This is a genomic window from Niallia oryzisoli (assembly GCF_036670025.1).
Classification (GTDB): Bacteria; Bacillota; Bacilli; order Bacillales; family Cytobacillaceae; genus Bacillus_BD; species Bacillus_BD oryzisoli.
The window spans coordinates 580,675-593,155 of the sequence record NZ_CP137640.1 but is presented as its reverse complement, the minus strand read 5'-3'; the positions used below and the strand labels follow the sequence as shown (position 1 = coordinate 593,155).

The 12,481-nt window shown below is 37.6% G+C and carries 11 protein-coding genes and 3 pseudogenes; 2 read left to right on the top strand and 12 right to left on the bottom strand.

Going from position 1 to position 12,481, the window contains the following annotated elements; all coding sequences use genetic code 11:
* Window positions 1-15 precede the first annotated feature (15 nt).
* From R4Z09_RS02940 to R4Z09_RS02895, 10 genes and pseudogenes are all read right to left on the bottom strand, one after another.
* A complete protein-coding gene (locus R4Z09_RS02940; protein WP_338450900.1) occupies window positions 16-180 on the bottom strand; it encodes a hypothetical protein in 165 nt (54 codons plus the stop codon).
* 18 nt (window positions 181-198) lie between these two features.
* Entirely contained in the window at window positions 199-1,179 is a 981-nt protein-coding gene (locus R4Z09_RS02935) for an SDR family oxidoreductase (RefSeq protein ID WP_338450899.1), read from the bottom strand.
* 172 nt (window positions 1,180-1,351) lie between these two features.
* Complete coding sequence (locus R4Z09_RS02930; protein WP_338450898.1) at window positions 1,352-1,549, bottom strand: hypothetical protein; 198 nt, start codon at window positions 1,547-1,549, stop codon at window positions 1,352-1,354.
* A 394-nt stretch (window positions 1,550-1,943) separates the two neighbouring features.
* Window positions 1,944-3,017, bottom strand: a complete 1,074-nt coding sequence (locus R4Z09_RS02925; RefSeq protein ID WP_338450897.1) for a Ger(x)C family spore germination C-terminal domain-containing protein — start codon at window positions 3,015-3,017, stop codon at window positions 1,944-1,946.
* Window positions 3,014-4,138 (bottom strand): GerAB/ArcD/ProY family transporter, encoded by a 1,125-nt coding sequence (locus R4Z09_RS02920; protein WP_338450896.1) that lies wholly within the window; start codon window positions 4,136-4,138, stop codon window positions 3,014-3,016. Before R4Z09_RS02920 ends, R4Z09_RS02925 begins: the two co-directional genes overlap by 4 nt.
* Window positions 4,139-5,632 (bottom strand): annotated as a pseudogene (locus tag R4Z09_RS02915) (spore germination protein). It abuts the gene before it with no gap.
* A gap of 298 nt (window positions 5,633-5,930) precedes the next feature.
* Complete coding sequence (locus R4Z09_RS02910; RefSeq protein ID WP_338450895.1) at window positions 5,931-7,025, bottom strand: L-dopachrome tautomerase-related protein; 1,095 nt, start codon at window positions 7,023-7,025, stop codon at window positions 5,931-5,933.
* 132 nt (window positions 7,026-7,157) lie between these two features.
* Entirely contained in the window at window positions 7,158-7,370 is a 213-nt protein-coding gene (locus R4Z09_RS02905; protein WP_338450894.1) for a hypothetical protein, read from the bottom strand.
* Between the two features lie 24 nt (window positions 7,371-7,394).
* Window positions 7,395-7,733, bottom strand: coding sequence for a DUF5655 domain-containing protein (locus R4Z09_RS02900; protein ID WP_338450893.1), 339 nt, complete (start codon window positions 7,731-7,733; stop codon window positions 7,395-7,397).
* Between the two features lie 242 nt (window positions 7,734-7,975).
* Window positions 7,976-8,389, bottom strand: coding sequence for a CBO0543 family protein (locus R4Z09_RS02895; RefSeq protein ID WP_338450892.1), 414 nt, complete (start codon window positions 8,387-8,389; stop codon window positions 7,976-7,978).
* A gap of 795 nt (window positions 8,390-9,184) precedes the next feature.
* Between R4Z09_RS02895 and R4Z09_RS02890 the strand changes: the two genes are divergently transcribed.
* Both R4Z09_RS02890 and R4Z09_RS02885 read left to right on the top strand, forming a co-directional pair.
* Window positions 9,185-9,895 (top strand): SDR family oxidoreductase, encoded by a 711-nt coding sequence (locus R4Z09_RS02890; protein ID WP_338450891.1) that lies wholly within the window; start codon window positions 9,185-9,187, stop codon window positions 9,893-9,895.
* A gap of 780 nt (window positions 9,896-10,675) precedes the next feature.
* Window positions 10,676-10,864 carry a hypothetical protein gene (locus R4Z09_RS02885; protein ID WP_338450890.1) on the top strand — a complete coding sequence of 63 codons (189 nt, stop codon included), beginning with the start codon at window positions 10,676-10,678 and terminating at the stop codon, window positions 10,862-10,864.
* Window positions 10,865-11,287: 423 nt separating this feature from the next.
* Here the strand turns inward: R4Z09_RS02885 and R4Z09_RS30975 are convergent.
* Together R4Z09_RS30975 and R4Z09_RS02880 are read right to left on the bottom strand one after the other, a co-directional pair.
* A pseudogene (locus R4Z09_RS30975) lies at window positions 11,288-11,602 on the bottom strand (IS4 family transposase); the annotation flags it as partial.
* 46 nt (window positions 11,603-11,648) lie between these two features.
* A pseudogene (locus R4Z09_RS02880) lies at window positions 11,649-12,380 on the bottom strand (IclR family transcriptional regulator); the annotation flags it as partial.
* Window positions 12,381-12,481: the final 101 nt, after the last annotated feature.

The window sequence follows — 12,481 nt, the reverse complement described above, 5'->3', positions numbered from 1 at the left end:
GTCAAGTGTTATTATTTAGATTATTGGATAATTCAGCTCGTAACTTGGGTAGCAATAGTATGGTGGTCTAAGTGCAATTTTAGACATTGGCCAGGAATCCTCCATATAGACCATCTTTACTTTTTCATTTGATTGGTTTACTAGCAATAACTTTACTTCTGGATTAAATTCATATCTCAAAATGGTAACCCCCTTCCATTAGGAATGTGTGGATTCTCCCCCATCAACATGAAGAACTTGACCAGTAACAAAACGAGAATCATCAGAACCAAGATAGACAAAGGTTGGTGCGAGTTCAAATGGATGGGCAACTCGTTCCATTGGATTAAATGCTCCATATACAGCGACTTGGTCTGACGAGAAACTTGCTGAAATAAGCGGGGTCCAAATTCGGCCGGGGGCGACGGCATTGACACGGATCCCTTGTTTCACGACATTTTTAGCCAAGGCACGTGTCCAACCAACTATTGCGCCTTTTGTTGCCGTATAATCAATCATTTGCTGCTCACCTACATACGTCACCACTGAAGATGTGCCAATGATTGAGCTGCCCGGTTTTAAATGAGGAAGCGCTGCTCTTGTTGTGTAAAAATGAGAGTATATATTAACTTTGAAGGTGTCATCGAATTGCTCATCTGTAATGTCAAGCAGACTTAGTTGTTGGAATTGGATACCAACGTGGTTACAAAGAATATCGAGACGTCCAAACGTATTTACTGTTTGTTCTACAATGGAGACACACTGTTGTTTGTCCCGCAAGTCACCAGGCATTAGAAAACAACGTTGTCCGAGTTGTTCAATCCTCGTTTTTGTTCTATTTGCATCCTCATGTTCATCTAAGTATGAAATAGCAACATCTGCGCCTTCTTTAGCAAACGCAATTGCTACTGCTGCACCAATACCACTGTCACCCCCTGTAATAAGTGCTACTTTTCCTGATAACTTTCCACTCCCTTTATAGTTCGGATTTTCAATAATTGGAAGGGGTACCATTAATTTTTCCACTCCGGGATGGCGCAGCTGGCGCTGTTCAGGTAAACTTATCGGAATTTCTTGGTAACGTGTGATTTTCCCATAGTTAGGGTACATGGGATAAGGTTGAGGTTTCATGTTCGCTTTAAACATTTGTTGCATTTGCTTTATTTGGTCTAATTGACGACTTTGATCCTTTTGATCCATAGAAACCTCCTATAGAAATAATTTTCTTCTATAGAATGTTTATGTTGTTCAATACAAATATAGTAAAAAAAGGTGTGAAAAAAGTTGTTTACTTACGACACAGAAGCATATTCTTCCTCAAAAGAGACACCTTTTTTCTTTATTGAACTGACCTTTAGGCGCCACCAGATAGTTAATTGTTCAGTGGTTGCTCAGGTATATCTTGATCTAGAAAATAATCGTCATTTTCTAAACTCTCGTAATATTCGTCCAAATCACCATTAGCGATTTTTTCTCTACAATCTTGACAATACATTCCTTCTTTGTATTCATACTTCATATAAACCAGGAAATCTTTTTCTTCGTCACACCATTTACATTCATTCCTCATAATGATTCCTCCCCTCGAGATATTTTTTACTACTGAGTGGTACAAAAACAATAACTTCATAAACGCCACCCCTTTTATTGTAAGTTGATATGTATAACATAAGATGATTATATATAGCGGAATTATTTACTATATTTTGTCCTAAAGTCAATACGTTTCCCCTTTAAAGGATTTGCTACCCCCCCTTAGCCCCTGAACCCGGTGATGCCAATCGTTTAAAGGCCTCAGTACTTCCTGCTTCATACAATTTTTTGACCCAAGCTTTTACTTGTGAGGAATTTATAATACCGTAGGTATCCGCAATAGCTTATTACTACCTTCACCGACAGCAGAATGATTGTCAAGGTATAAAAAAACAGGCTGCGAAATGTATCGCAGCTACTTGTACTCTATATTAAATGGATAAAGGTTCAAGTTCAAAATAACAGTCAACTTTTATTTTTGCACTCTGCCAGAACTTTATCCAGTCTTCTTCTGACATGGGCTTTGAAGCGGGTCTCATCGTCTGTCCGCCTATTTCAAGGGGATCCACTTTCAATTCCTGAAATTTTTTCAGCAGTGAAACGGTGCCCTCTTCCATATAGCCCTCGAGCTCGTCGACTAATTCGTAAATGCTGGCCTGCCTGTCCAGGTCTTTATTGCCTCGGTATTCATCGATTCTGCCACTATAATGAATCTTAAATGAAACGGTATGTTCATGTAGATTTACATGTGTCGTAGCACGTGAACGAACTTCCCCCAGAGAGACGTCCAATGGTGTAATGATCATGTTATTAAGAAAATGATAGTTGTTAAGAAGCTGAAAAAATTGGTCTTGATTCTTATCAGAACCACCTTTTAACTTTCCATTCCCAAAAAATCCAGTGCCCTCATAGCTAAAATGGTCTTTATCCACCTTGAATATCGGAATGAACGGATCTGAATAAGGAGAATACACTTTTTCCATAAACTCATGAATATTTGTAACTGTAATTTCTCCCTGTTGCCCCTTTTCGTAATGCTTAAACATCCTGTATAGATAGTAATCCAGATCTTTTTGTTGCTGCATACGATTCTTGATAAATGCTTCGAAATCACCTTTCAATACAACGAGATAAAGCCGCGGAGATACATCTGGATCGGTTAATAGCGTGTCAATCAATGATACAATTCCATTTCTGGCAACCTTTTCATCAATAAACAGCATACGGAGCTGCCCGAGCTTAATTTCCCGGTAATATTTCAAATTAAATCTCCTTCTTCCCTGATCTAACAATGTGACATCGGTGGAAAAAAATTGTTTATCTTCCTTCATGATAGGAGGAACCAATGTAGAGACTTTTAATTTACCTTTTTCTTCTCCCGCTTCAACGGACAAAAATGTCACAGGCGCAATTTCTTCAACTGTATTGTCATTTGCAAAAGGAGAACAGCCAGTTAAAAGACCTATACTGCTTAATATAAGCATAAATGAAGTGAGTGCCCTCATAGACTGGAACGCCTCCCCTTTATTTTAGTGGCAGCCAGGAGGAGAGATGGAATTAATAAATAAGTAAAGGCACCAGACCATAATTGCACGTTTGCCCAGCGGTTTAGTTCTTTTCCTTCTCTCCAATAGAACAGCTGAATTAAAAACACACCTGCCAGGACAAGCAAGCACACAGCGTAAAAACCTTTACGTGTAGTTTCTTTATACTGAGTTCCTGCAAAAATGCGTATGGCTCCATAAAAACAAAGCAGCAAAACGGATATAAAGAAAACATAGTTAAACATTTGCAGGGAAATCATGATAATTTCCACTCTCTCAAAAACAGGAGACTGAAGGTATCTGATCATATTAACTACCGGAAAACCTATTTTTCCCAGGTAAGTGGTTCCGAAAAAGAACAGGCATGCCAAGAAAAGCAACAAATACTCTAAAATAGAAATCGCATTTGCAATGGATAAATATCTCAGCGTCTTTTGCTTGGAATTTATCCAAGGCAGCACCAGAATTAAGTACTCCGGTCCTGATAAAGAGGACCAGACCATTAATATGCCTTTCCAGGGTTTATGTGACCAATCTGTTGAGATCAAAGGATATAGATCATGCAGCTCAGCTACAGGAGGAAAGAAATACGGAATATAAAGCAGGATGATCCAAAAGGTACATAGGAAAGCAATAATGCCAAATCGCAGTGTTTTTTCCATCCCCTGACTGGCAATATAGGTGCTTATCAGCATAATAAACAGGATCATCCACGGCGGCTGCATAGCAGGAAAAATAAATTGATGGACGATTTCAGCATACCCCAGAATAATCATACTCATCTTTATAAAAATGATCGCAATCCCTGCAAAGACTATTATACGAAGCGTCCTCCGGCCTAAAAGATCAGCGAATCCATGATACCCATGCTGCGTATATTTAGAAGACAGGCACTTTGATAAAATAAATAGGTTAATCTGAGATAGGATTCCTACTGCCAGTATCCCTAATAATAAATACGGCATCTCTAAAAACTTTGGCAAAAATAATATATAATAGAGCATTTGTGAACGGCTAGCGAATGCAATAATATATCCCTTTCCAAGCTGAGCAGTCTTATCAAATAATATAAAATCCCCCATCTAGTGATCATCTCCTCGGTTATATCTCCATCTAAAGAGAGGATGTACATGTGCTGGACGCTTTTTCATCCATGGAATAGGAGCCCGAATGAAGAAATCCATCCAATCTCTCCAATAGAGGGGCGCAACCGGAGCAAAATATGGCTGTTTCAAGCTTGTAAGTCCATTAAGGTGTGCGAGCATATAGATCATTCCAAGCACAATTCCCGGAATTCCCAGTAACGATGCTAAAATTAAAAATACAAATTGAATGAGTGTGTTAGTCTTACTTAACAGATAATTCGGAACTAAAAAAGAAGCAATTGCGGCTACACCCACTAAAACAATTAACACCTTGCTTACAAACCCTGCTTCCACTGATGCCTGGCCAATAACAATACCACCGATTGTACCCAGAGTTGTGCTTGTTTTTGTTGGCATCCTCAAACTGGCTTCTTTAATAATTTCCAGAATCAGAAGCATTAATAGCGCTTCCCAGAAGGGGCTAAATGGCAATTTACTCCTGGATTCTAATAAAACAAACAGAATCTGCAGCGGTATGACATGATAGTGATGGGTGGTTAACGCAACATACAGAGGGATTAATGTAATAGACGTCAAGTAGCTTACATACCGAAGGCATCGCAAGAAACTGGCAACCATTCATTTGTGGATATAGTCCTCTGATGATTGAAAGAAATGAAAAAAGGTGATAGGAGCAACTAACGCAAACGGTGTATTTGCCACAAGAATGACGATTTTTCCAAGTCCAAGAGAATAGGCACATTGATCCGGACGATCTGTCTGCTGAAACTGCGGAAAGACCGAATGGATGTGATCCTCCATAAACGCTGCCAGATTCGACTGTTCAATCACCATATCAAAATTTATTTTGGAAATTTTTTTGCGGGCTATATCTACAATATCTGGATTGGCGATTCCCTCTACATACAGTAATACAACCTTCGCTTTAGTCAGGTAACCAGCAGAAAACTTCTCCGTTTTAAGTTCAGTCACCGGAAGCCTTCTTCGTAGCAAAGTGATATTTTGGTCAATCTGTTCGGTGAAGCTGTCCTTAGGACCGTATAAAATGGTTTCTGTTTCCGATTGTTCAATGCTTCTCCCTAATGGATTTTTAAATGGAACAGCCCACCAGCGTCCCTTGCCGTCATCAAGGAGCACATATTCCAACATCATCAGCTGCTGTGCTTCATCAAGGCTGGTCAGAGCAGCCGCTTTTACTGAGGCAATGCAGGTATGTATCATATCTTCAGAACAATTTTTTAACGGCTGAATGATGGACTCATTTAACCTTTCCAGGTCAATTAATGTTCGGATGAAAATAAGAGTTATATTCCGGTCTTTATTAATCCTGTGTTCTATCAATTCTCCATCATCCATATTTGAAATCAGGCCCTTGACAGCAGCTATAGATAAATCATTATTTTTTTGAAAAAGCTGGTTGCCGTCCTTATTTTCATGACGGATTGGTTTGCTTTTCTTTTTCCCAAACATATATTTTCTCACCTGAAATCCTTAATAAGTTCTGTAAAAACTCCCTATCTTTCCAGGTTAATTATGCTCATTCCGTCTTTTCATATCCATGTCCACGTGGAAAAAGCGCGCCCCCGCCAATGCGGAGACGCCCTGTGTCATTCATGCTATTTGTAAAGAATAAAAAACTCATTTAAGAAAGAGAATGAAACCTGGGCTTATGATCTTTCAGGGGAGCCGCAATCTATCCATAATAAGGCAAGAAGAGCTGAATAACATCTAAAAGGCCTACTGCTGTGAAGGAAGTAGACCATCATTATTAAAAGGCTGGAGCAGGTAATTCGCCAATTTTCATACGAAGTAAACTATAAGGTTTTTCTCGTAAATCTCTTCCATAATGAAATCTGGCCTGCCGATGTAATTGGTTTACAATGACATATAAGTATCCATCAGGGCCAATTGAAAAAGTATCAGGCCATAGTATTCTTGGATCATGTGCAATGGTTTCCATTGCTCCATTTGGCAATATCTTACGGATACTGTTGTTTTCATAATCTCCAGCATAAACAGTTCCCTTTGCATCGGTGATCATTCCATCAGACGCACCTTTTTCTCCCCAATACTTCACATGATAAGGTAAATCCATGTCCGGTATCCATCTGTCTCTTAGGGCTTCTGTTGAGATCGAGAACAAATGACGACTGGTTAGTGGAGCAAAAAATAATATCTTTCCATCGGGAGAAATCGCAAGACTATCAGACGCCAATCTAAATGGAGAAGTTGAACCGTCTTTGTTTCGATTCATTAAAATTTGACCTTCTACTTTCGGTAAAAAATAGGGATCGGGTGAAGTTGAATTTACCCCATTTAACCGTCTAAACGCGTTTCCATTTGATAAATCTACGACGATAATAGCTCCTGGTCCTCTTGAAGAAGAATCCGTTATATAGGCATAACCTGCTTTTCCTACACGAAAATCAAAACGGACATCATTCAGATAAGTTGTAGGCAGGACAACATCTTCTGTAAAGGTATATACTTTTCTTATTGTATTGGTTTCTAAATCAACAGCGACTAATTTTGCCCCCCCTTTAATAGGTTCAGAAAAATTGGGTGCCGCTGTATCTAATATCCAAAGCGTTCCCCTTCCATCAGCAACTACACTTTGGACACTGATGAAAGTCATTGTGATATTCTCGGGATTAACCAAATTGGTTTGTAAATTAGGATAAGGCTGCAATTTATCCTCAACAATTTCCCCCACCGTAAATTTAACATCGTCTCCCCATTTCGGAAAGCAAATGAAAATACGACCGGTTTCTGAAACAGTAACACCAGTAGGCATAGCCCCATAAAATGCATAAACTAGTTCTAAATTACCGAAATATTTTTCACTAGGTAACATAGGTTTCATAATATCCTCCTCAAGCATTCAAACGGGATATTACCTATATATGATTTATATTTTTTCTAGTGCATGTTTCTTAATAAGTTTTTCTATACGAAAAGATGATTGAATGGATTGTTTTCGAAATTAATAAGTCTGTCAGAAGAAAGGAAACATTTTAATTTCAAGGTCTCCTGTCCAACCATACATAGGAAGAACAGTTACTGATATTAAGAAACCAATCGTAAAACGATTAATAAATGAACCAATAATAGCAATACGTTTATCTTCAAATTTCATCGGGAGCATTAATAGTACAGAGAATAAACCAAATATTATACCAGATATAATTCCCAAGAAAATGCTGTTCATTGGTAATAAATATCCTTTCTCTAACTAACTCATTAATTGATATGATTCTTTTAAAAGAACTAAAAACTCTTGATTTAGTTCGTCTTCACTATGAAATCTAAAGTTATTGTGAAATCTGTTTTTTGAAACTTGTTCAATTTTAGTAATCTTCGCGTGTTCAATTTGATGGTTTGTTACTAAATTAAAATCTAACCATTTCTTTTTTGGATGAACTCCTCCGAAGGAAGATTTATTCAAAAGATGTATAGAAGTCTTTTTAAACTCAATTTCAAAAGGTCCAATTTCTTTCAATAAATCGAGTATTTTTGAATATATTTCATAAACATTAGATGCATTATTTGAGAAAAATTCATCTTCTGACATATCACCATCTCCTACTTTCACTTTAACATATTAAACTTTATTACCTTTACTTTGCCTCTTTTTACATCCTTTTACCATTTCTTTATTCACTAACCTGCCAGTTACTTTAAGTGTATTTCTTCACATTTTTTTGAACAAACTAAAATTACAATGTGTTCTTTGAACGTCGTCCCACATTTTGCTTGAGATATAATTTTATACATAGCTTTTCTTACTCTGTTTCTCATAGGAATTTTGCTAAATCATTTCGTTTTTTCACTAACTTCTCTACTATCCTGAATGTATTTTAATACAAAATAAAGAAACTGTAATGACACAAAATACACTGCTGCAGAATACCAAGGATTCCATTTACCATAATGTAATACCTCAATTTTTACAGTATATAACTCAAGCAAAACAAGGATTCCTGTCCAGACCATGGCATATATTAATTTTCTAATTGTAGCAGCGTTATTGGGAAAGTAATTAACAATAATGTATAATACACCTACCTGCCCCATGGCAACAAATAAATACGCCCAATCAACCTCCTTTTTATCAAAATACCAATAAAGATGGTATTTAATATCAAGATATAAATCCGTAACAAAATTCATCATTAAAGCAAATAATATACTCGCAAACAATTCATGCCTGGTCTTTCTCCTTTTCACACAAAAAGCTACTATTACGACAATTATCACTGTTAGAAAAAATAGAATAAAGATAACAAACACCCTCTTTTTTGTTTGTTATTCTGTCATCTATAAGGTGTTTATAATCCTTAGCTCATCACAATCACTTAAACATTTTTTGGTTTCTCACCTTTTAAACTATTTTTTATCCGTTACTTTAAGTGTATTTATTGGAAAATACCTCCACCGTATTAACATAAATATCCAACTGGATATTTAGCAAAAACGGTGGTTAATGATAAAAAGCCCTGATTTTTACAGCTTAGGTAGAAAAAATTTTTTACAAAAATTTCTTAGGGTATAGTAAACGCGTTTTGACATCAGGACCCCAAGAATAGAAATTGTTTTAAAAGGATGAAATCATACTCATTCAAAAATGTTCTCTTGATGAGCATGTGATGATAACCTATTTACCATTTTGAGCTTAAAACGGAACGGCTTATTGTGGAAGTTAATGTCTAAATCTTTTTAACATGCAGTTCCCTTTGGAAGTTTAAGTTACTTTCGCTAATAGCCGAACTATTTCTAGTGAGGTTAAATACAAATTGATCCGCCTCGCTTTAAAATGGATTTTCCCCTATTCTGCCTCTTTTTTACTGCGCCCGAAAACCCTCTAGCTTACTTTTTTGGCAAAGTATAAAAGTGATGATTAGATAGAATACTGTATTAGTCAGTGGTATCATAACATTTCGAAGGAAAAATGAATATGAATACAAAAGAGTTAAGAAATATCCTGCCCTCGTAACAGGTGCTTCAAGCGGCCTAGGATTTTCCATGGCGGAGGCTTTGCTTCGCGCTGGAGCCACGGTGGCGTTAGCTTCTAGAGTTGGAACTAAATTGGATCAAGTAGTAGAGAAGTTAAAGCGCGAGGGTTATCCTGCTGTTGGAATTCCTTTGGATGTTCGATCAGAACAATCCGTCAATCAGGCGGTCGAATGGGTGAAAAGAGAATGGGGGAAGCTGGATGTTCTCGTCAATAATGCGGGAATTGGGATGAGGACAGTAAACCCGCGTTTTTTAGTCGAGCCTCAGCCATTTTTCAAAGTAACACCAGAGGGGTTTCGAGATTTAATTGATACCAATCTCACAGGATATTTTTTAGTAGCTCGAGGGTTTGCACCTTTAATGATGGAACAAGGTCATGGGCGAATCATTAATATTTCTATGAATCATGAGACTATGAAAAGAAAGGGTTTTGTACCTTATGGACCATCGAGGGCAGCAACTGAATCACTCTCATATATAATGGCCGAAGATTTAAAGGAATATGGAATTATGGTGAATATGCTTTTACCGGGTGGTGCCACTACTACCGGGATGATTCCGGACGAAGTTCGAAAAGAGATTGAATCAAAATTCCAGCTATTAGAACCAAGGGTTATGGCCGAGCCGATTGTTTTTTTAGCCTCAACTGCTGCAGAGGGAATCACAGGTGAAAGAATAGTTGCCACCGATTTTCAAGACTGGCTTCTCAAAAGAAAATAAGTTTTTAATCAAAGGGACGGATTCTTTCCTCTTTGACGAAGTAGAGCTGTCCCTGTGCTTATTTTTCTATATTTTATGAGATGTCCAGCTCCGGCGCGGTTATAAGCCAATCCGTCAAGAAGACTAAAGAGCAAACCTTCTCGCCAGCTTGTCTAGACTCACGCCTCCCATCTACGCGCCTCCGTTTTTGTTCCTTCGGGTCCTGCATAGTTTAATAACATCTGTTATCCATAGCCAAGGCAAGAATCCCTTCTTCAACAAACCTGCCAGTTACTTTAATAAGTGGCCCACAATAACGGCTAATATCTATGCATACATATGAATAATATGAGTTATTATTTTTTTAACAATTGCGGCCGAATCAGATTTATCCTCAACCTAAATGCAACCATAGCTAATTATCTCAAACAAAAAAGATGCTCTTCACACCAACCAGTTTGAAGGGTTTCTTACTTGGTAGCTTATATAAGCCACTGACTTTATGTTATTTTATTATAGCCATTTTATGGATATATTCGCAAATTCCTCATTTAAACAATTCAACCATTCTAGGTTAAAACTTCCTCTAAAGTAAATTTATAATAATAAAATGTTGCATACTTTTTCTGAAAAGGTTGTATTAAAGTCACAATAAAAAAGAAAGCCCAAAGGGTCAGAGATGCCACCCTCTGCCAAAAAGCTGTCGTTTAGGTAGTGTTCGACATGGAAGAACTACGAACAGAATAACCGTGGGAATTGCCCTTAAGTCACGAAAAATAAGAGGTCAGGTGAGCTGAGCCAATGCGACAAAGAAAATCAGCACTAGCAATCATTAGTCAAGGTCTTTCTGCTGTTTGGACCGGATTGCTGGAGAAGGAGCGGGAACGGCTCCTTGCAAGTAACGGTTTCGGTGGAGTTTCGATTGGTTACGGCCAATGGTGCTTGTCACGATATATGCGGGCGAAACTGCATATGCTTTTAAGCAAATGACAAGATGAAGACATTCAGGTATTAAACAGCAGCATCTTCCGGGTTCCCAGCTTTGCACTATAGTGTATACCCTTTTGATAAATACCACTTCCCCTGTAAAGAATATCAGTATTTCGATATTTTTTAACCTACAGGGGTGGGGTATTTTCATAGTCAGTAACCCGCATAACCTAAAAGTATATATTCCCTCCAATCTATTCTGGAAGGATCATTACGACCAACAAATAAACACTCCTACAATCAAAAGTGCATATGGAAATCATCTTCCCTTACATATTAGCCACTTGTACTAGCTCGATTTATAACAACTTCAATATCCTTTGATCAGTTGATCAGTTGATCAGTTGATAGCCATGTTTATGGAGCACCTCCAAATTGTATATACCAAGAGGCACTTAACCCTCCTATCTTCTTTCAAACAAAAATTCCATGTTTACCTTGAAGCGGTTTCGCAAATGAATAGAGCTCTTTTAATGACAATCTTTGGTTATCAACCAAATATCGTTGATTGGTATTCTTGACCATACCAATCACATCCAACCCGATTTCTACAATCGATTGGATGAGAGGTTGTTGGATAAATCAAGTATCCATTAAAACATAGTCAGCTGATATACCTTCTTTCAATGCATGCTCAATCATACTTGGGATGAGAGACGGTGCTGATTCTAATGTTTCTAATCGGCGCTTATAACCAGAACTACGTTTATCAATATTCTTTTAAATCCCATTGAACTGAATATATTCCTCCTTCTCTAGGGCTAAGCTGTTCGGAGATTAAGCGACTATAAAATTTCATCTTTTTTACATTATCCTGTATTTCAGAAAAGGAGAACCATTTTTCTGGTCCCGTGATACTAATTGCTGCAATAATTTGTTTGGTCACTTCATCAAATATAGGCACTGCTACAGAGTACATACCCAGCCTGTATTCTTCTTTAGATAAGGCATAACCCTTTTCTTTGATCATTTCTAATTCTTTTTCAAGCCCTTTCTGATCGGTGATGGTATTGGATGTGAAAGATTGGAGTTTCCCGGAACAAACCCTATTCCGCTCTTTTTCATACTGAAAGGCTAATAAGACTTTACCAGAAGCCGTAGTATAAGCAGGAACACGCTTGCCCATTCGGTTAAAAATTTGTGTTTCACGGTCCTCAGGTAGTTTAAGCAAGTAAACAACACTACCGCGGTCATACATCACTAGCTGGATCACACCGCGAACGGAGGTCATCAGTTTGTTCAGTAAAGGAAATGCCACATTACACACTTCAATATCGTGATATACGACACACCCAATCTCAAAAGCTGTGATACCCAGATAGTATTTACGCGTTTTCGGGTTTTGTTGAAGGACGCCCTCTGCACATAAAGTTTGTAAAATCCGGTATACCGCACTCTTTGATAATCCTAACCGATTACTTAAATCCGTAATCCCTAGCATGGGTTCGTTAAAGGAAAACTCTCTCATAATTCTTATTGCATTCTGAACGGAAGCTAGCAATTCAGGTTGTCCCATTTTTCTTTCCTCCACAAAAAAAATCTCAAAAAAAATTCACTGTTTTTCGGATAGCGAAAAAACCTGTGTTTTTAATGTATGAATTAATTTTATAATGCGAA

Excerpts from the sequence above, each read along its gene's own strand:
- R4Z09_RS02935 (WP_338450899.1), bottom strand. The coding sequence starts at position 1,179 with ATGGATCAAAAGGATCAAAGTCGTCAATTAGACCAAATAAAGCAAATG.
- R4Z09_RS02930 (WP_338450898.1), bottom strand. The coding sequence starts at position 1,549 with ATGAGGAATGAATGTAAATGGTGTGACGAAGAAAAAGATTTCCTGGTT.
- R4Z09_RS02925 (WP_338450897.1), bottom strand. The coding sequence starts at position 3,017 with ATGAGGGCACTCACTTCATTTATGCTTATATTAAGCAGTATAGGTCTT.
- R4Z09_RS02920 (WP_338450896.1), bottom strand. The coding sequence starts at position 4,138 with ATGGGGGATTTTATATTATTTGATAAGACTGCTCAGCTTGGAAAGGGA.
- R4Z09_RS02910 (WP_338450895.1), bottom strand. The coding sequence starts at position 7,025 with ATGAAACCTATGTTACCTAGTGAAAAATATTTCGGTAATTTAGAACTA.
- R4Z09_RS02905 (WP_338450894.1), bottom strand. The coding sequence starts at position 7,370 with ATGAACAGCATTTTCTTGGGAATTATATCTGGTATAATATTTGGTTTA.
- R4Z09_RS02900 (WP_338450893.1), bottom strand. The coding sequence starts at position 7,733 with ATGTCAGAAGATGAATTTTTCTCAAATAATGCATCTAATGTTTATGAA.
- R4Z09_RS02890 (WP_338450891.1), top strand. The coding sequence starts at position 9,185 with ATGGCGGAGGCTTTGCTTCGCGCTGGAGCCACGGTGGCGTTAGCTTCT.
- R4Z09_RS02885 (WP_338450890.1), top strand. The coding sequence starts at position 10,676 with ATGCGACAAAGAAAATCAGCACTAGCAATCATTAGTCAAGGTCTTTCT.